General features: G+C 69.8%; 15 protein-coding genes and 1 pseudogene. 9 read left to right on the top strand and 7 right to left on the bottom strand.

The features are described 5' to 3' along the window. The first annotated feature begins 53 nt into the window (after window positions 1-53). The gene (locus BN971_RS00125) at window positions 54-737 is read left to right on the top strand and encodes a TetR/AcrR family transcriptional regulator (protein ID WP_085182210.1); all 684 of its coding nucleotides are present in this window, start codon (window positions 54-56) and stop codon (window positions 735-737) included. Continuing rightward, window positions 734-1675, top strand: a complete 942-nt coding sequence (locus BN971_RS00130) for a R2-like ligand-binding oxidase (protein WP_085182209.1) — start codon at window positions 734-736, stop codon at window positions 1673-1675. Before BN971_RS00125 ends, BN971_RS00130 begins: the two co-directional genes overlap by 4 nt. Here the strand turns inward: BN971_RS00130 and BN971_RS00135 are convergent. Next, window positions 1672-3048, bottom strand: a complete 1377-nt coding sequence (locus BN971_RS00135) for an NADP-dependent succinic semialdehyde dehydrogenase (protein WP_085182208.1) — start codon at window positions 3046-3048, stop codon at window positions 1672-1674. The genes BN971_RS00130 and BN971_RS00135 overlap by 4 nt on opposite strands. Before the next feature lie 80 nt (window positions 3049-3128). On the opposite strand from BN971_RS00135, the gene BN971_RS00140 reads away from it, so the two are divergent. Both BN971_RS00140 and BN971_RS00145 read left to right on the top strand, forming a co-directional pair. Further along, entirely contained in the window at window positions 3129-4775 is a 1647-nt protein-coding gene (locus BN971_RS00140; RefSeq protein ID WP_085182207.1) for an acetolactate synthase large subunit, read from the top strand. Between the two features lie 312 nt (window positions 4776-5087). After that, window positions 5088-6347 carry a PE-PPE domain-containing protein gene (locus BN971_RS00145; protein WP_085182206.1) on the top strand — a complete coding sequence of 420 codons (1260 nt, stop codon included), beginning with the start codon at window positions 5088-5090 and terminating at the stop codon, window positions 6345-6347. Window positions 6348-6354: 7 nt separating this feature from the next. On the opposite strand, the gene BN971_RS00150 is transcribed toward BN971_RS00145, so the two are convergent. From BN971_RS00150 to BN971_RS00160, 3 genes and pseudogenes are all read right to left on the bottom strand, one after another. Beyond that, the gene (locus BN971_RS00150; RefSeq protein WP_245836959.1) at window positions 6355-6849 is read right to left on the bottom strand and encodes a DUF4189 domain-containing protein; all 495 of its coding nucleotides are present in this window, start codon (window positions 6847-6849) and stop codon (window positions 6355-6357) included. A gap of 150 nt (window positions 6850-6999) precedes the next feature. Then, entirely contained in the window at window positions 7000-8448 is a 1449-nt protein-coding gene (locus BN971_RS00155) for a lipase maturation factor family protein (RefSeq protein ID WP_085182205.1), read from the bottom strand. Window positions 8449-8519: 71 nt separating this feature from the next. Further along, a pseudogene (locus BN971_RS00160) lies at window positions 8520-9812 on the bottom strand (hypothetical protein); the annotation flags it as partial. Window positions 9813-9925: 113 nt separating this feature from the next. Here BN971_RS00160 and BN971_RS00165 point away from each other — a divergent pair. Together BN971_RS00165 and BN971_RS00170 are read left to right on the top strand one after the other, a co-directional pair. Further along, complete coding sequence (locus BN971_RS00165) at window positions 9926-10546, top strand: TetR/AcrR family transcriptional regulator (protein WP_085182201.1); 621 nt, start codon at window positions 9926-9928, stop codon at window positions 10544-10546. A 16-nt stretch (window positions 10547-10562) separates the two neighbouring features. Beyond that, complete coding sequence (locus BN971_RS00170) at window positions 10563-11708, top strand: chloride channel protein (RefSeq protein WP_170322091.1); 1146 nt, start codon at window positions 10563-10565, stop codon at window positions 11706-11708. Here BN971_RS00170 and BN971_RS00175 read toward each other — a convergent pair. Further along, the gene (locus BN971_RS00175; protein ID WP_085182200.1) at window positions 11705-12559 is read right to left on the bottom strand and encodes a MaoC/PaaZ C-terminal domain-containing protein; all 855 of its coding nucleotides are present in this window, start codon (window positions 12557-12559) and stop codon (window positions 11705-11707) included. The genes BN971_RS00170 and BN971_RS00175 overlap by 4 nt on opposite strands. Window positions 12560-12575: 16 nt before the next feature. Beyond that, window positions 12576-13952 (bottom strand): 3-oxoacyl-ACP reductase, encoded by a 1377-nt coding sequence (locus tag BN971_RS00180; RefSeq protein WP_085182199.1) that lies wholly within the window; start codon window positions 13950-13952, stop codon window positions 12576-12578. A 160-nt stretch (window positions 13953-14112) separates the two neighbouring features. On the opposite strand from BN971_RS00180, the gene BN971_RS00185 reads away from it, so the two are divergent. Further along, entirely contained in the window at window positions 14113-15450 is a 1338-nt protein-coding gene (locus tag BN971_RS00185; protein ID WP_085182198.1) for an acetyl-CoA C-acetyltransferase, read from the top strand. Between the two features lie 357 nt (window positions 15451-15807). Here the strand turns inward: BN971_RS00185 and BN971_RS00190 are convergent, their stop codons facing one another. Then, on the bottom strand, window positions 15808-17643 hold the full coding sequence (locus tag BN971_RS00190) for an acyl-CoA dehydrogenase (RefSeq protein ID WP_085182197.1): 1836 nt from the start codon (window positions 17641-17643) through the stop codon (window positions 15808-15810). Window positions 17644-17832: 189 nt separating this feature from the next. Between BN971_RS00190 and BN971_RS00195 the strand changes: the two genes are divergently transcribed. Then, on the top strand, window positions 17833-18837 hold the full coding sequence (locus tag BN971_RS00195) for an isopenicillin N synthase family dioxygenase (protein ID WP_085182196.1): 1005 nt from the start codon (window positions 17833-17835) through the stop codon (window positions 18835-18837). Window positions 18838-18897: 60 nt separating this feature from the next. Then, window positions 18898-19386, top strand: a complete 489-nt coding sequence (locus tag BN971_RS00200) for a flavin reductase family protein (protein ID WP_085182234.1) — start codon at window positions 18898-18900, stop codon at window positions 19384-19386. Window positions 19387-19491: the final 105 nt, after the last annotated feature.

A 19491-nucleotide genomic window follows, 5' to 3' on the forward strand; every position in this document is an offset into this window, starting at 1 on the left:
GACCCGTGCCACACTAGACTGACCAGTGGTCATCGAGTCGTGAGGGGGCCGCATTGCCGACGGTGACATGGGCGCGCGTCGACCCGGCCCGGCGGGCCGCGATCATCGAGGCCGCGGAGTCGGAGTTCGGTGCGCACGGCTTCTCCGGCGGCAGCCTGAACGTCATCGCCCGGCGCGCCGGCGTCGCCAAGGGCAGCCTGTTCCAATACTTCGCCGACAAGCGCGACCTGTACGCCTACATCGCCGACATCGGCAGCCAGCGGGTGCGCTCCTACATCGAGGACCTCATCCGCGAGCTCGACCCCACCCGCCCGTTCTTCGAATTCCTCACCGACCTGCTCGACGCCTGGGTGGCCTACTTCGCCGAGCACCCGCACGAGCGCGCCCTGCACGCCGCGGCGACGCTCGAGGTCGACACCGATGCCCGCATCAGCGTGCGCAGCGTCATCCACCGCCACTACCTCGAGGTGCTGCGCCCGCTGGTCCGCGACGCGCAGTCCCGCGGCGACCTGCGGGCGGACTCCGACACCGAGGCCATGCTGTCGCTGCTGCTGCTGATCTTCCCGCACCTGGCGCTGGCCCCGTACATGCGCGGGCTCGACCCCATCCTCGGGCTCGACGAACCGACCCCGGAGCAGCCGGCGCTGGCGGTGCGCAGGCTCGTCGCGGTCCTGGCGGCCGCGTTCTCGCCCCAGCCCCGCGCCGCAGCCATCACGCGATCTGAGGAGGTCACATGACGCGCACACACGTCGGTTCGCTCGCCGCGGGCGGGCTGAACTGGGAGAGCCTGCCGCTCAAGCTATTTGCGGGCGGCAACGCCAAGTTCTGGAACCCCGCCGACATCGATTTCTCCCGCGAGCGCGCCGACTGGGAGCGGCTCACCGACCTCGAGCGGGACTACGCCACCCGGCTGTGCGCGGAGTTCGTCGCCGGCGAGGAGGCCGTGACCGAGGACATCCAGCCGTTCATGTCCGCGATGCGCGCGGAGGGGCGGCTCGGCGACGAGATGTACCTGACACAGTTCGCGTACGAGGAGGCCAAGCACACGCAGGTGTTCCGCATGTGGCTCGACGCCGTCGGCGTCACCGACGACCTGCACCGCTACCTCGACGACCTGCCGGCCTACCGCCAGATGTTCTACGACGAGCTGCCCGACTGCCTCGGGGCGCTGCGGGTCGACCCGTCGCCGGCCGCGCAGGTGCGCGCCGCGGTGACCTACAACCACATCGTGGAGGGCATGCTGGCGCTGACCGGCTACTACGCCTGGCACAAGATCTGCGCGGGCCGCGGCATCCTGCCCGGCATGCAGCGGCTGATCAGCCACATCGGCGACGACGAGCGCCGCCACATGGCGTGGGGCACGTTCACCTGCCGGCGCCACGTCGCCGCCGAGGACGCCAATTGGGGCGTGTTCGAAGAGCGGATGAACCAGCTGCTACCGCTGGCGCTGAGGGTGACCGAGGAAAGCTTCGCCCTCTACGGCGACGAGGTGCCCTTCGGGATATCCCCGGAGGAGATGACGCAGTACGCCGCCGACAAGGGGATGCGGCGGTTCGGCACGATATCGAGCGCCCGCGGGCGGCCGGTCGGCGAGATCGACCTCGATTACTCGCCGCTGCAGCTGGAGGACACCTTCGCCGACGAGGACGAGAAGGTGCTGGCGGCCGCCCGCTAGCCCACCCAGACCGTCTTGGCGTTACAGAACGCGCGGATCCCGAGGCCGGCCAGCTCGCGGCCGTAGCCCGACCGCTTGACGCCCCCGAACCCCAGCTCGGGGTACGACACCGTCATGCCGTTGATGAAGACCTGGCCCGCCTCGATCTCGTCGATGAACCGCTGCTGCTCGGCCTCGTCGCTGGTCCAGGCATTGGAGCCCAGGCCGAAGGTCGTGGCATTGGCGATCTCGATGGCCTCGTCGATGCTCTGCGCCCGGTACATCGAGGCGACCGGTCCGAAGACCTCCTCGGTGTACAGCGCCATGTCCCTGGTGATGTCGGTGACCACGGTCGGCGGGTAGAACCACCCGGGCCCGTCCAGCGGCTTGCCGCCGGTGCGGAGCTTCGCACCCGCGGCGACGGCGTCGTCGACCTGCTGGGCGATCTCGTCGCGGCCCGACTCGGTGGCCAGCGGGCCGACGTCGGTGTCCGGGTCGGTCGGGTCGCCGACCTTCAGCGCCTCCATGCGCTCGACGTACTTGTCGACGAACGCGTCGTAGATGTCGGTGTGGACGATGAACCGCTTTGCGGCGATGCAGGATTGGCCGTTGTTCTGCACGCGCGCGGTGACCGCGGTCTTGACCGCCTCCTCGAGGTCGGCGGATGGCATCACGATGAACGGGTCGCTGCCGCCGAGCTCCAGCACGGTCGGTTTGATCTCGTCGCCGGCGATCGCGGCAACCGATTGGCCGGCCGGTTCGCTGCCGGTGAGGGTGGCCGCCGCGACCCGGGGATCGCGCAGGATGCGCTCCACGGCGCTCGACGAAACGAGCAGCGTCTGGAAGCAGCCGTCGGGGAAGCCGCCGCGGGCGATAACGTCGGAGAGATAGAGCGCCGACTGCGGCACGTTGGAGGCGTGCTTGAGGATCCCGACGTTGCCGGCCATCAGCGCCGGCGCGGCGAAGCGGACTGCCTGCCAGAGCGGGAAGTTCCACGGCATCACGGCCAGCACGACCCCGAGCGGTTGGTAGCGGATGTATGCCTTCTTGGCGCCGACCTTCCCGGCGTCGGCTTGCTCATCGGCCAAAAGCTTCTCGGCGTTCTCGGCGTAGTACCGAAAACCCTTGGCGCACTTGAGCGTTTCCGCCTTGGCCGACGCCAGGGTCTTGCCCATCTCCAGGGTCATCATCGCGGCGACCTCGTCCGCCTCCGCCTCCAGCAGGTCCGCGGTGGCGTTTGCCCACCCCGCTCGCTGGGCAAAGGTGGTGTTGTGGCGGTAGTCCTGGAACCGGGCGTACGCGCGGGCAATGGCCGCGTCGACTTCGTCGTCGGTGGCGGGGGTGAAGGTCTTTACCGTCTCGCCGGTGGCCGGGTTGATCGTGGCGATGGGCACGCTGACATCCTTCGCTTCGAGGTTGGTAAGAGGTGCAACACCCAGCCTGCCACTATCGTTCCCCCAAGGGAGGTGCCGGGATGAGCAAGGCCGCTGAGCTGATGGTCAAGTGCCTGGAGAACGAGGGGGTGGCCGTCGTCTTCGGGCTGCCGGGGGAGGAGAACATCCGGTTCGTGCGGGCGCTGGCGTCCTCCGGCATCCGCTACGTGCTGACCCGGCACGAGCAGGGGGCCGCGTTCATGGCCGAGATGTATGGGCGCGTCACCGGGCGCGCGGCGGTGGTCTCCGCCACGCTGGGCCCCGGGGCGATCAACATGCAGCTCGGGGTCGCCGACGCCACGACCAACAGCACGCCGCTGGTCGCGATCTCCGCGCAGGTCGGCCAGGACCGCGAGTTCAAGGAGTCCCACCAGTACGTCGACCTGGTGTCGATGTTCGCGCCCATCACCCGCTGGGCCGCCGACATCCCCACCGCCCGCGCCATCCCGGAGATGTTCCGCAAGGCGTTCAAGGTGGCCGAGACCGAACGCCCGGCCGCGGTCTACCTCGCCGTGCCCGAGCACATAGATGCAGATGAATCCGACTACGACCTGGCGCCGTTGCCGCGCAACGTCGTTCGCGCCGACGCCCCCGCACCCCGGCAGGTGGAGCGGGCGGTCGACATCCTGCGCCAGGCCAAGCGCCCGGTGATGCTGGCCGGGCACGGCGCCGCCCGCGCCGGCGCCACGGCCGCGCTGGTGCGGTTCTCCGAGGCGTTCGGGGTGCCGGTCGCCAACACCTTCCACGGCAAGGGCGTGATGCCCGACGACCATCCCAACGGCATCGGGACGCTGGGTTTCATGCGCCACGACTACGTCAACTTCGGCTTCGACAACGCCGACGTGGTGATCGCGGTCGGCTACGAGCTCCAGGAGTTCGACCCGGTCCGGATCAACCCGCAGGCCGACAAGAAGATCATCCACATTCACCGCTTCCCGGCCGAGGTCGACGCGCACTATTCGGTCGACGTCGGAATCATCGGCGACATCAGCGCCTCGCTGGACGCGCTCACCAAGGGGCTCGCCGGCCAGGCCTATGAGGCCGACCCGGAGGTGCCCGGTGCGGGTCTGCTCGCGGAGGAATTCGCGCGGGGGCAAGGGGATTCGCGCTTTCCGCTGGCGCCCGCGCGGGTCGTCGCCGACACCCGGGCCGCGCTGGGCCGCAGCGACGTCGTGCTGGTCGACACCGGCGCCACCAAGATGTGGATGGCGCGGCTCTACCCGACATACGAACCCAACACGTGCCTGGTTTCGAATGGCTTGTCCACCATGGGTTTTGCCCTGCCCGGTGCGCTGGGCGTCAAGCTGGCGCGGTCGGAGTCGAAGGTGCTGGCCGTCGTCGGCGACGGCGCGTTCCTGATGAACTCCCAGGAGATCGAGACGGCCGTCCGCGAGCGCATCCCGCTGGTGGTGTTGATCTGGGAGGACGGCGGCTACGGGCTCATCGAGTGGAAGATGGACCTCGAGCTCGGCGAGCACTACTACGTCAATTTCGGCAACCCCGACATCGTCAAGTACGCGGAAAGCTTCGGCGCCAAGGGATATCGGATCGCCAGCGCCGACGACCTGCTCCCGACGCTGCGGGCCGCCCTCGACGACGACGGGGTGTCGCTGATCTGTTGCCCGGTGGACTACTCCGAGAACCTGCGGCTCACCGACCGGCTCGGCGAGCTGGACGAGACGCTGTAAGCGCTCTGCGGCACTTCCGTCACACGCGTCACGGCGGCGGGAGGACCCGGCTTTCTGCCCGCCTCATAGCGACAATTCCCGTCCGGACGCACGCTCTCCCCGGCGTTGTCGCTATGAGGCGGGCACAAACCATGCCGCCCGCGCCGGGGACTGCTGGGGCGCGTGTGACGATCACCGCGGCGGGATCACCGCCGTCGGTGCAACGCGCGTTCGCGGAAAGCCGGGCCCCGGCCCGTTACGGCGGGTAGCCTCACGGATTGCGTCAGAGCCGATGACGTTCGCGCCTGTGATCGCACCCCCAAGGAGGCGGCGGTGTCGTATGTGGTGACGGCCCCGGAGTCGCTGGCCGCCGCTGCCGCGGACCTGGCCCGGATCGGGTCGGCGGTCGGCGCGGCGAACGCGACGGCGGCGAGCTCCACGACGGCGCTGCTGGCCGCGGGCGCGGACGAGGTATCGGCACGCATCGCGGCGTCGTTCGGCGCGTACGGCCTGAACTACCAGGCGCTCATCGCGCAGGCGGCGCAGCTGCACGAGCGCTTCGTGCTGGCGCTGCGGGAGAACGCGAGCGAGTACCTGACCGGTGAGATCGCCAACGAAGCGGCGATGGTGGGGCTCGAGCCGACCGGCGGCGCGCTCGCCGCGGCCGGCACCCGGATCACCATCCCCGGCGCGGGACCGCTCTACTATCCCTTCCTGCTCACCAGCTGGCCCTACCTGGGGCGCCTGATCATCACCGGGATCGGCCTGCCGGGGCCGAGTTCCGCCTCGATCCTGCAGGCGTACGACGCGCTGAACCACGCCATCGGGGAGAACTGGTTTCCCGGCACCACCGCTCAGCTCGTCAACTATCCGGCCAGCATCAGCATCATCAGCGGGAGCCTGGCCGCTCCCGGTGTCAACAGCGCCGTCGCCACGGGACAGCAAGCGCTCAACGACCAGATCATGAACGCGTTCACCAACGGCAACGGTTCGCCGGTGTACGTCGCCGGGCTGTCGGAGGGAACGATCGTCGTCAACCGCGAGTTGGCGTACCTGGCGACCAGCCCGACCGCTCCACCCGTCAACGCCCTGAAGTTCGCGATGTTCTCCAGCCCCGAATTCGGTTTGTTCAGCACCTATCTCCCGGAGGGGCTCACCATTCCGTTGGTCGACTACACGGTGAACGGTCTGCCCAACACCCAGTACGACGTGAGCGTGGTGTTCGCGCAGTACGACTTCTTCGGCAACCCGCCCGATCGCCCGTGGAATCTTCTGGCCGACGTCAACTCGATCTTCGGGGGCATCTACTACCACAACACGGCGGCGCTCGCCTCCCCCTCGGACGCGGTCCAGATCTCCAGTGTGACCGCCCCGTTGGGCGGCACGATCACCACCTACGAGATCCCCTCACCGACCCTGCCGATGCTGTTGCCGCTCGAGCAGATCGGGGTTCCGCAACCGATCGTCAACAACCTCAACTCGTGGCTGCAGCCGATCGTCAACGACGGCTACTCGTCGCTGACGCCCGACGCCGGGCCGTACTTCTCCCACGGCTCGCTGGTGGGCTTGCCCACCTTTCCGCCCATCCTCTAGGTCGCGCCTACTGCGACCAGAACGAGGTGCCGCCCGATGCGGAGGAGCCGCCCAGACCCGGGTCGCCGAAGCAGCGAACGAGGTCCACAGTCGCACCGGCCCGACCCGCTTTGGCCACCGCCGCCGCAGCGGCCGCGCTGCGGGTCGTTGCCCAGGCCCCGACGAAGGTGTGGCCGTCGTCGGACAGGGCTACACAACCGCCCACGCCCTCGGCAAGAATGCGGCAGTCGGTCGCGCCGTGCCTCGCGGCGCAATGGTTCACCGCGTAATCCTCGACGTGATCGAGGCTGGCCAGGCTGCCGCCCGTCGTGGTCTCGACCGAGCGGGTGGAGTCCGACCCCGCGATCGCGATGTAACCGCCGTCGGCCCGTGCCGGCGCCGCCGGCGCCAGCACCCAGATGACAGGCAGGGCGGCCACAGCAAAAAGCGTCAACACCGAGCCGCGCAAGCGAAAGCTCCCGATGGCCAACGGCTCACGCCGAGCAAAACCGGACAACACCACCGTCCACGCTGATCCTTCAACGGACGCCACCCTTGGGCGTCGTCTCGTAGCGTGCGGGATTCAAGCGCTATTCGCCACGTGTTTTACAAAGCGTTGACAGCGGCGTAGCAATTTTTCACACATGTGATCCGGGTGACGTCGAGGCGCGGACTAGCCGTGGCTCCGCGACGCCGGCGTCGCCGCCGCGATCGGCGGCACGTACGTACCCACCAACCGGCGATGCCACCACGCCCGCTCGCGGCGCAGCTCGGACCACGTGGTGAACCGATACTGATACAGCCGCGCACGCACAAACCGCGGCGGCGCGTCCGGAAAAGGATTGTGCCGCAACAGGCGCAGCGTCGGGGCGTCGTTGCGCAGCAGGCGCTGCAGCAGCGGCCCCAGCCACGGCTGCGCGTAGCCGGGGGAGATGGCGGCGAACCACATCAGCCAGTCCAGGCGCAGGTGGTAGGGGGCCCACTGCCGCGGCAGCCGTCGCACGCCGCCCGGCTTGCCCTTGAATTCGTATTCCAGCCAGACGGTGTCGGCGGTGACGGCGGCCGCCGCGGTGCCCTCGATCACCACCTCGCGGCGCACGCGGCCGATGCTGCCGAAGGCCCCGTAGGTGTTCACCAGGTGAAAAGGGTTGAAGGACATGTTCATCCGCTGCCGCGACGACAGCATGTTGCGCAGCGGCCAATAGCTCAACACCAGCACGGCGCCGGCGAACCCGGCCACCAGAGCGGCGAACCACAGCGGCGGCGCCGACCAGGCCGGGTGCGCGGGCAGCGGCACCAGCGCGGACACCGCCGTGTCGTCGATGGCGCTGCACGCCAGCAGGATCGTCAGCCAGTTGAGCCAGGCGAAGTTACCCGAGGCCACCAGCCACAGCTGGGTCACGACGACGATCGCGGCGGCCGCGGCCGCCACGGGCTGCGGGGCGAACAGCCCGAACGGCACGATCAGTTGCGCAACGTGGTTGCCCGCCGCCTCGATCCGGTGCAGCGGCCGGGGCAGGTGATGGAAGAACCAGCTCAACGGCCCGGGCATGGGCTGGGTCTCATGGTGGTAGTACAGGCACGTCAGGTCCCGCCAGCAGGGGTCGCCGCGCATCTTGATCAGGCCGGCCCCGAACTCGACCCGGAACAGCAGCAACCGCATCATCCACAGGGTCAGCAGCGGCGGCGCGACGCGGTCGTTGCCGAGGAAGATCATCAGGAACCCGGTCTCCAGCAGCAGCGACTCCCAGCCGAACGAGTACCAGGCCTGCCCGACGTTCACCACCGACAGGTACAGCACCCACAGCCCCAGCCACATCAGCATCGACACCCCGAGCGGGGCCAGGTCACCCGCACCGGCGACGACGGCCGCGGCCAGCGCGGCGCCGAACCAGCAGACGGCGGCGAACAACCGATCGCTGTAGCGCAGGTGAAAAAGGCTGGGGGTGCGCCAAAACGATTGCGCGGCAACATATCGGGGAACGGGAAGGATGCCGTGTTCGCCGATGAGCGCCCGGAACTGGGCGGCCGCCCCGACGAACGCGATCAGGTAGACGGCCGCGACTCCGCGCTCCAGCACGAGCCTGCCCAGCCAGTACTCGGGCGCCGAAAACCATCCCATGCCCGCAACTCCTCGGACGTCGCGCCTCTTCAGTCAACCAGCCGGCGATCCGGGAGCCAACACCGAAAAATTCAGTCCCGCCGCCGCGCCACCGTGACCACCGAAGCCGCAAGTGCCGCAAGCGAAATGAGGGCCAGCAATTGCACGATCGCCCAGTGGCCGGCGTAACCGTCGACCGATCGCCACGGATGCCGGGACAGCACCGCCCCGGCCAGGATCAGCCCGCCCGCGCTCAGCGCGACGGTGGTCCGGTACCGGCCGCGCAGCGCGTACCGCAGGCCCAGCGCGGCGCCGGTGACCACAACACCGGCCGCCCCGGCGACGACGCCCCCCGCCCCCAGCACCGCGATCGCCGCCCAGATCCCGGAAACCCGGGGCCGCGCGGGCGGTTCTTCGTCGTCGCCTCGGCGGCGGGTGCGCCAGAACGCGAGCGCGGCCAGCAGCGGCAGCAACGCCAGCCCGACCGCCAGGCCCGCGCGGTAAAGGCCGTTCGAGGCGAAGGTCAGCGTGATGGTGCCCGCGTCGCCCGCGGGCACCACCCAGCCCTGCTGCCAGCCGTTGACGGCGACGGGCGTCAGGCGGGCACCGGTGCCGGTGCGGGCCACCCAGCCCGGGTTGATGCTTTCGGGGATGACCAGCAGCCGCGGTCGGGCCGACGCGGGTGCCCGCACCTGGCGGCGTCCCTCGCCCCAGGCCAGGACGGGCGCCGGAACCGTTGCGGCGCTGGGACTGTCGGCGGAAGCGGTCAGCTCGGCCCCGTCCACCACGAACTGGGCGCCGGGGCTGATCAGCAGCTCCTGGTGTCCGGGCGGCAGCGCGATCGGGCCCCCCTCGCAGGGCAGCGCCGGCACCGGGTCGCCGTCGAGCAGCGCGCCGACGGTGGTGTCGATGCGGGTGTGCACGAACCGGCCCGCGATGGCGATGACCGGCCCGTCATCGCATCCGACGCTGACCCGCCGGGCGCGGTTGCGGGGACCGTCGGCCGGGGCGATCGCATTGCCGTCGCTGCCCAGCACCGCCACCTCGGCCAGCCCGGGCGGCTTGAGCTGGTCGAAGCCCAGCGCGTTGCGGTCGATGATGTCCTGCCAGTCCAGCAGGCTGATGGTGACGGTGTCGGTCACCCGGGGCCGCAACGACAGCGTCTGCGGCTGGTCGCCGCCCAGCTCCCGTACCTGGGGCCCGTCGCCCAGGTTGACCGCCACCATCGTCGGGCGGGCGGGCAGCGGCGACCGGCCGGCGAGCACGCGCAGCCCGGCGACCTCGGTGGGCCGCGGCAGCGTGAGGGTCAGGCTGGGCGCGGTGTTGTGCTGCACCACCCGCTGCGGCGCCGTCCACGCGGTGGCCGGGTCGCCGTCGGTGGCCGCGAGGCGAACACGTCACCCATCAGCTCGAGCATCGCGTCCGCTTCGCCGACCTTGGCGGGCGGCGTCACGAACGGGTGCTTCTCGCGGTTGTAGACGGGCTGGAAAGGCAAGCGATGGCGGGTGGTACCAAGCGGCTGCCGCGTGCCGTCCGTGAGCAGCAGATGCTCGACGCCGCCGTGCAGATGTTCTCCGTCAACGGCTATCACGAGACGTCGATGGACGCCATCGCCGCCGAGGCGCAGATCTCCAAGCCGATGCTGTACCTGTATTACGGCTCCAAGGAGGACCTGTTCGGCGCCTGCCTGAACCGCGAGCTGGGCCGGTTCATCGACGCGGTCCGCGCCGGCGTCGACTTCACGCAGAATCCTAAAGACCTGCTGCGCAACACCATTGGCTCGTTCCTGCGGTACATCGACACCAACCGGGCGTCGTGGATCGTGATGTACACCCAGGCCACCAGCTCGCAGGCGTTCGCCCACCTGGTGCGCGAGGGCCGCGAGCAGATCATCGAACTGGTCGCCGCGCTGGTGCGGGCCGGCAGCCGCACCCCGCGGCCCGACCGCGACTACGAGATGATGGCCGTGGCCTTGGTGGGCGCCGGCGAGGCGATGGCCAACCGCCTGAGCACGGACGACATCGATGTCGACGAGGCGGCCGAGTTGATGATCAACCTGTTCTGGCACGGCCTGCGGGGCGCACCGGAGGAGCGTGGAGCCGCCGCGGCCGCCGGCTAGCCCCTACATTCGTGGGGTGGCACACACCGATCGCCGCAACCTCGACTTCTTCTGCGCCGTCATCATCGTCGGGTTGCTGGCCGGGGTGGCCGGGCTGGCGACGACGACCGTGCTGCGCTTCGTCGAACACCTCACCTACCACTACACGTTCGGCACGCTGCTGGCCGGGATCAGCGGCAGCGGCCACATCCGCCGCGCCCTGGGACCGATGGTCGGCGGCGCCCTGGCGGGCTGCGGGTGGTGGTTGCTGCGCCGCCGCACCGACGTCCCCCCGCTCGCGCAGACCATCACCCGCCACGACCCCATCCCCCGGGCGACGTGGAGCATCGACGCGGTGCTCCAGGTGGTGCTGGTCGGCTCGGGCGCCTCGCTGGGCCGCGAAGGGGCGCCGCGCCAGTTCGCGGCGGCCCTGGCCGACAGCGGAACCCAGTGGCTGCGGCGGCTGTCGGCGCGCGACCGGGAGATCCTGCTGGCGTGCGCGGCGCTGCTCAGCTCCAGTCTGGCCGTCGCGATCGGGGCGGCCGCCACGCACGATCACCCCATCCTGGACTGGCCCCGCTCGGAGTCGACGTACCTGGTGACCGCGCACGGGCTGGTGCTGGCGCCGGTGACCCTCGCGGTGGGACTGGCGTTCAACCGGCTCATGGCGGCGGCGCGGCCGGCGCGCGCGATGCGGACCTGGGTGCTGATCCCCGCGCTGGCGGGCGCGGGGCTGGTGATGGGAATCTGCTCGCACTGGTGGCCCGAGCTGCCCGGCAACGGGCGGAGCATCCTCACCGTCAGCCTGGCCAGCGGCCTGACGCTGTCGGCGGCGGCCTCGATCCTGGCCCTCAAACCGCTGCTGACGGCGTTGTTTCTGCGCGCCGGGGGCGCGGGCGGCATGCTCACCCCGTCGCTGGCCACCGGCGCGGCGGCCGGGTCGACGCTGGTGCTCACGATCAACTGGCTGACCGGGACGCACCTGCACGGCCCAGCGGTTTCGCTGGCGGGCGCGGCGGGGGGCTTTGCCGTCACCCAGGGCTCACCGATCTGGGCGGCGATCTTCGTCTGGGAGTTGGCCCACCCGCCGGCGTGGCTGTTCCTGGTTTTCCTGTTGACCGCATCCGGCGCGCACGGGTTGAACGTGATGCTGAAGGCGCGCGGCGGGACACACGCGGACTAGAGGGCCCGGACCGTACCGGTCAGGTAGGGGTAACCCTTGGCGACGTTGCGCAACGAGATGTCCCATCCGCCGTCGGGGCCCTCGTTGCTCTCCTCGATGTAGAGGCCCGCGGTGGCGGGCAGCACCACCGGCTTGCCGAACCGCACCGAGTACCGCACCGCGCGGGGGAGCCGGGCTTCGATGTTGGCCAATACCGCTGCGGCGCTGTACATTCCGTGCGCGATCACCGTCGGGAACCCGAACAGCCTGGCGGCGATCGGGTTGGTGTGGATCGGGTTGCGGTCCCCGCCGACGACCGCGTAGCGCCGGATCTGCCCCGGTGTGATCCGCAGCACGGTGCTGGGCGGGGGCGGCTTCGGCTGCTTCTCCGGCGGCGGCTTGGGCTCGTCGGACAGGCTGGTGCGCTGCTGGTGCAGGAACGTCGTCACCTGATGCCACGCCGTGTCGTCACCGACGCTGACATCGGTCACCAGGTCCACCAGCAGGCCCTTGCGGTGCTCGCGCAGGTTCTCCGCGTGCACGCGCACCCCGACCGTGTCGGTGACCGCGATCGGGCGGTACTGGGTGATGTGGTTCTCGGTGTGCACCGCACCCATTGCGGCGAACGGGAAGTCGAACCCGGTCACCAGCGACATCACCGCGGGGAACGTCAGCGCGAACGGGTAGGTCAGCGGCACGCAGTTGCCGTAGCGCAGGCCGGTCACCGCCGCGTAGTCCGCCACGTTCGCGCGATCGATGGGCAGGTCCTCGATGGTGACCGTCCGGGTGGGCAGCCGGCCGTCGCGCGGCACCAACGGCAGCGCGCCGGCCGCCGCGCGCAGCAGGTTCTTCAGGCCACTTGGCTGGTTCATCGCATTCCCCCGCCGCTCACGCGCCCAGCATGGCCTGGCCGCACACCCGGATGACGTTGCCGGTCACCGCATTCGACGCCGGGCTGGCGAAGTAGGCGATGGTCTCGGCGACGTCGACGGGCTGGCCACCCTGCAGCAGCGAATTGAGGCGGCGGCCGACCTCGCGGGTGGCCAGCGGGATGGCGGCCGTCATCTGCGTCTCGATGAAGCCCGGCGCCACGGCGTTGATCGTGATGCCCTTGTCGTAGAGTCCGGGCGCCAGGGCCTGGGTGAGCCCGATCATTCCGGCCTTGGTGGTGGCGTAGTTGGTTTGTCCGCGGTTGCCCGCGATGCCGGCCATCGACGACAGGCCGATCACCCGGCCGCCCTCGCCGATGCTGCCATTGCCCACCAGGCCTTCCGTAAGCCGTTGCGGCGCAAGGAGATTGACGGCCAGCACGGCGTCCCATCTGGCGTCGTCCATGTTGGCCAGCAGCTTGTCGCGGGTGATGCCGGCGTTGTTCACCAGGACGTCGGCGTGCCCGCCGTAGTGGTCGCGCAGGTGCTCGGTGATCTTGTCGACGGCGTCGTCGGCGGTGACGTCGAGCCACAGCGCGGTGCCCCCGACCCGGCTGGCGGTCTCGGACAGCGCCTCGGCGGCCGACTCCACGTCGATCGCGACGACGCGGGCGCCGTCGCGGGCGAACACCTCGGCGATGGTCGCGCCGATTCCGCGCGCGGCGCCGGTTACGATGGCGACCTTGCCATCCAGCGGCCGCTCCCAGTCGGCCGGCGGGGTGGAGTCGGCCTCCCCGACGTAGAACACCTGGCCGTCGACGTAGGCGGACTTGGCCGACAGGATGAACCGCATCGTCGATTCCAGGCCCGTCGCGGCGGGCTTGGCGCCCGGCGACAGGTACACCAGTTGCACCGTGGCGCCGTTGCGCAGCTCCTTGCCCAGCGAGCGGGTGAAGCCCTCCAGCGCGCGCTGCGCGATCCGCTCGTCGGTGCTGCCGGCGGCGTCGGGGGTGGTGCCGACCACGGCCACCCGCGCGCAGTGGCCCAGGTTGCGCAGCACCGGCGTGAAGAACTCGTGCAGCCCCTTGAGCCCGGCCGGGGTCGTGATGCCGGTGGCGTCGAACACCAGCCCGCCGAACTGGTCGGCCCACCGGCCGCCCAGGTTGTTGCCGACCAGGTCGTAGTCGCGGGCCAGGGCCGCGCGCAGCGGCTCGACCACCCGGCCGGGCTGGTCCTGCGGGCTGCCGATCAACAGCGACCCCGCCAGGGGCGGTTCTCCGGGCCGGTAGCGCCGGAGTGGTTCGGGCTGGGGGAGGCCGAGTTGCTTGGCCAGAAACGATCCGGGTCCGGAATTGACCACCTGCGAGAACAGGTCGGACGAGAGCCTGGGAGCCACTGAGCTGCCTTCCTTTGTCGTCTGGGTCGTGTGGGTCGTGTGGGTCTGCGGGGTCGTGGCGTGCCGCTACCGGCCCGCTACGGGCCACGGTATCGAGAACGAACTTACTGCAGAGTAAGAACAGTGGGTAGTATGGCCTCAGTTGGCCGAGCCCAAACCGATGACGGAGACAATAGTGGCCCCTGCGAATCCCGAGAAAAGCGCATCCAGACGACGCGTCGCCATCCTGGGTGGCAACCGCATCCCGTTCGCCCGGTCGGACGGCGCCTACGCCGAGGCGTCCAACCAGGACATGTTCACCGCCGCGCTCGGCGGCCTGGTGGACCGGTTCGGCCTGGCCGGTCAGCGGCTGGGCGTGGTGGCCGGCGGGGCGGTGCTCAAGCACAGCCGTGACTTCAACCTGATCCGGGAGTGCGTGCTGGGCTCGGAGCTGTCGTCCTACACGCCGGCGTTCGACCTGCAGCAGGCCTGCGGCACCGGGCTGCAGGCGGCGATCGCCGCCGCGGACGGCATCGCCGCCGGCCGCTACGAGGTGGCCATCGCGGGCGGGGTGGACACCACCTCCGACCCGCCGATCGGCCTGGGCGACAACCTGCGCCGCACCCTGCTGAAGCTGCGCCGGTCCAAGTCCAACCTGCAGCGGCTCAAGCTGGTCGGCAGCCTGCCCGCCACCATCGGGCTGGAGATCCCGGCCAACAGCGAGCCGCGCACCGGCCTGTCGATGGGGGAGCACGCCGCCATCACCGCCAAGGAGATGGGCATCAAGCGCGTCGACCAGGACGAGCTGGCCGTCGCCAGTCATCGCAACATGGCCGCCGCCTACGACCGCGGCTTCTTCGACGACCTCGTCACCCCGTTCCTGGGGCTCTACCGCGACGACAACCTGCGGCCCAACTCCAGCGTGGAGAAGCTCGCCACGCTGCGGCCGGTGTTCGGCGCCAAGGCCGGTGACGCGACGATGACGGCGGGCAACTCCACGCCGCTGACCGACGGCGCCTCGGTCGCGCTGCTGGCCGGTGAGGACTGGGCGGCGGGGCGTTCGCTGAGCCCGCTGGCCTACCTGGTCGACGCGGAGACCGCCGCCGTCGACTACGTCAACGGGCGCGACGGCCTGCTGATGGCGCCGACGTACGCGGTGCCCCGGCTGCTGGCGAGAAACGGGCTGAGCCTGCAGGATTTTGATTTCTACGAAATCCATGAGGCGTTCGCCTCGGTGGTGCTGGCGCACCTGCAGGCCTGGGAGTCCGAGGACTACTGCAAGGAGCGGCTGGGCCTGGACGCCGCCCTGGGGTCCATCGATCGGTCCAAGCTCAACGTCAACGGTTCCTCGCTGGCCGCCGGTCACCCGTTCGCGGCCACCGGCGGCCGCATCCTCGCCCAGCTGGCCAAGCAGCTGGCCGAGAAGAAGGCGCAGAGCACGGGCGACCGGCCGGTTCGCGGCCTCATCTCGATCTGCGCCGCCGGTGGCCAGGGCGTCGCCGCCATCCTCGAGGCGTGACGGCGGGAACCGATGAACTATTCGCGAACCGCGGGTTAGGCAACCGGTGTCGGCGGGTACCCGAACTGGCGGACGGCTCCGTGTTGTGTTCGACCCGACCCCGACGGCAATACGGGGCCTCCCTTAGACGACCGCCCGCACGAGGGGATCGGACGGGCGTGCGAAACGGACCGCCGCTGGAGTGAGGGGATCCAGCGGCGGTCTTTTCGTCGGTGGTCTTTTACCTGCCCCCGCCTTTCGTCAGACATAAACCACGCACACCGGCGTCGGCGTGTCGTGGGCGCACGTTATGTGTCGTGGGGCCGCATGCAAATCCCCCCGTCCGGAACGAACGGGGGGATTTCGCGTGCTGGGGGCCTAGAAGGCGGCCTCGTCGAGCTCCATGATGTCGTTGTCCAGCGTCTCGATCACCTCGCGCGTTCCGGCCAGCAGCGGCAGGAAGCTCTTGGCGAAGAACGACGCCACCGCGATCTTGCCCTCGTAGAAGGACCGCTCCGCGCCGGTGGCGCCGGCGTCCAGCGCCTCTACCGCCACGGCGGCCTGACGCTGCAGCAACCAGCCGATGACCAGGTCACCGACGCTCATCAGGAAGCGCACCGAGCCCAGGCCGACCTTGTAGAGGCTGGACACGTCCTCCTGCGCCGCCATCAGGTAGCCGGTCATCGAGGCGGCCATCGCCTGCACGTCGGCCAGGGCCTTGGCGAGTAGCTCGCGCTCGGTTTTGAGCCGCCCGTTGCCGGACTCGCTGTCGACGAACTTCTGGATCTCACCGGACACGTGGGCCAGCGCCACACCCTTGTCGCGGACGATCTTGCGGAAGAAGAAGTCCTGCGCCTGGATGGCGGTGGTGCCTTCGTAGAGCGAGTCGATCTTGGAGTCCCGGATGTACTGCTCGATCGGGTAGTCCTGCAGGAAGCCGGACCCACCGAACGTCTGCAGGCTCTCGGTCAGCTTGGCGTAGGCCTGCTCGGAGCCGACGCCCTTGACCACCGGCAGCATCAGGTCGTTGACCTTCACGGCCAGCTCGGCGTCCACCCCGTGCAGCTTCTCGGCCACCGCCGCGTCCTGGTAGGTCGCGGTGAACAGGTACAGCGCCCGCAGACCCTCGGCGTAGGCCTTCTGGGTCATCAGCGACCGGCGCACGTCGGGGTGGTGCGTGATGGCCACCCGCGGTGCGGTCTTGTCGGTCATCTGGGTCATGTCGGCGCCCTGCACCCGGGACTTGGCGTACTCCAGGGCGTTCAGGTAGCCGGTCGACAGCGTGGCGATGGCCTTGGTGCCGACCATCATCCGGGCCATCTCGATGACGTCGAACATCTGCGCGATGCCGTTGTGCACCTCGCCGACGAGCCAGCCCTTGGCGGGCACGTCGTGCTGGCCGAACGAGAGCTCGCAGGTCGCCGAGACCTTCAGACCCATCTTGTGCTCGACGTTGGTGACGAACACGCCGTTGCGCTCGCCCGGCTCACCGGTCTCGGGGTCGAACAGGAACTTGGGCACGATGAACAGCGACAGCCCCTTGGTGCCGGGGCCGGCGCCCTCGGGGCGGGCCAGCACCAGGTGCACGATGTTCTCGAACAGGTCGTCGGAGTCGGCCGAGGTGATGAACCGCTTCACGCCCTCGATGTGCCAGGAGCCGTCCTCCTGCTGCGTGGCCTTGGTCCGCCCGGCGCCCACGTCCGAGCCGGCGTCCGGCTCGGTGAGCACCATGGTGGCGCCCCAGCCGCGCTCGGCGCACAGCATCGCCCACTTCTTCTGCTCCTCGGTGCCGAGGTGGTAGATGATGTTGGCGAATCCGGCGCCGCCGCCGTACATCCAGACGGCCGGGTTGGCGCCCAGGATGTGTTCGTGCAGCGCCCACACCAGCGCCTTGGGCATCGGCATGCCGCCGAGAACCTCTTCGATGCCGATCTTGTCCCAGCCGGCCTCCTGGACGGCGCGCACCGACTTCTTGAACGACTCCGGAAGCGTCACCGAGTGAGTCTTCGGGTCGAACACCGGCGGGTTGCGGTCGCCTTCGACGAACGACTCGGCGACGGGTCCCTCCGCGAGCCGGCTTACCTCATTGAGCATTTCCCGGGCGGTGTCGACGTCTAGGTCGCCGTACTCCCCCTGGCCTAAAGCTTGGTCAACGCCGAATACCTCGAATAGGTTGAAAACCTGGTCACGGACGTTGCTCTTGTAGTGGCCCACTACGTTCCTCCTCGTTGAGAATGCCACTTGTGGTTGGGTACTAGGTCTAAGTTACCCACCAGTAACTCTGTAAAACTATCGCTGTCGGCAGTTCCGCGCAAGCGAGTGTGACCTAAATTTCACCGTCTAACTAACCAACCGGTTGGGAACCCCGGGACAACAGCCGTGACCAGCGGAGATCATTGAGGGATGACAAAGGTGAGTAGCGTCACCGCGCTCCCGGTGGTGGACCTTCGGGCCGACGCCGGGCCGCTGCGCGACGGCCTGCGCCGGGCCGCCCACGAGGTGGGGTTCTTCTACCTGGCCGGCCACGGGGTGCCCCAGGTTCTCTGTAACCGGGTGCTCGACGCGGCCCGGCGGCTGTTCGCGCTGCCCCAGGCGGACAAGGACGCGGTCGCGATGGTGCGCAGCCCCCACTTCCGCGGTTACACGCGGATGGGCGGGGAGCTCACCCGCGGCGAGGTGGACTGGCGCGAGCAGATCGACATCGGCCCGGAGCGTCCGGCGATCGGCGGGCCCGGCAAGCCCGACTACCTGTGGCTGCAGGGTCCCAACCAATGGCCGGCGGCGCTACCCGGACTGCCCGGCATCGTCGCCGAGTGGGACACCGCGCTGTCGTCGGTGGCGCGCCGCCTGCTCCGGCACTGGGCGGCCGCGCTGGGCGGCCCGCCCGAGATCTTCGACCCGGCCTTCGCCGAGACTCCCGCGACGCTGATCAAGATCATCCGTTATCCGGCCCGCGCGGCGAGCCCGCAGGGGGTCGGGCCGCACCGCGACGCGGGCGTGCTCACCCTGCTGATGGCGGAGCCGGGCACCCGGGGCCTGCAGGTGCGACGGCCCGGACGGGGCTGGATCGACGTACCGCCCATGGACGGCGCGTTCATCGTCAACATCGGCGAGCTGCTCGAGGCGGCGACCGGCGGCCACCTCAGGGCCACCGAGCACCGGGTGGACCTGGGATCCTCGGCGCGCGAGCGGATTTCGGTGGCCTACTTCTTCAATCCGCGACTGGACGCGCGGATACCGGTCCTCGCGATGCCCGGGGAATCGGAGGCACCCGCCGTGGCCGCCGACCCGTCCGATCCGATCTTTCCGGTCTACGGCCTCAACGCGTGGAAGAGCAGGGTGCGGGCCCATCCCGATGTGGCCGCCGCACACGGTTATCGGCCGGTTGGCGGTGACGGCCGGGAGTAGGTTAGGTAGGGTCGTCCGACAACCGAAATCCGTTCCTCGGCCGCGAGGGGAATGAAGCCCTTGAACTCGACAAAGCAGCTGACGGCATCCACCCTGCGCGAGGCGTTCGGCCATTTCCCGTCGGGCGTGGTGGCCATCGCCGCCGAGGTCGAAGGGGTGCGGCACGGACTGGCCGCCAGCACTTTCGTTCCCGTGTCGCTGGACCCGCCGCTGGTCTCGTTCTGCGTGCAGAACACCTCGACCACCTGGCCCAAGCTCAAGGACCTGCCCATGCTGGGGATCAGCGTGCTGGGCGAGTCGCACGACGAGGCCGCGCGAACCCTGGCCGCCAAGACGGGTGACCGGTTCGCCGGCCTGCAGACGGTGTCCAAGGACAGCGGCGCCGTCTTCATCAAGGGCACCGGCCTGTGGCTGGAGAGCGCGATCGAGCAGATGATCCCGGCCGGGGACCACACGATCGTGGTGCTCCGGGTCACCGAGGTCACCATTGACGCCGAAGTGGCGCCGATCGTGTTCCACCGCAGCGCATTTCGCCGCCTCGGCGGCTAAACGTCCCACCCTTCGACCGCCTGAGCCCGCCCGGCACCCGCCGAGCCTGCGCTCAGGGCGGGCAATCGCGCCATCGAGGCGCCGCCACCGCAGGCTCGACGCCGT

Origin of the sequence: Mycobacterium bohemicum DSM 44277 (assembly GCF_001053185.1) — a bacterium.
GTDB classification, from domain to species: Bacteria; Actinomycetota; Actinomycetes; order Mycobacteriales; family Mycobacteriaceae; genus Mycobacterium; species Mycobacterium bohemicum.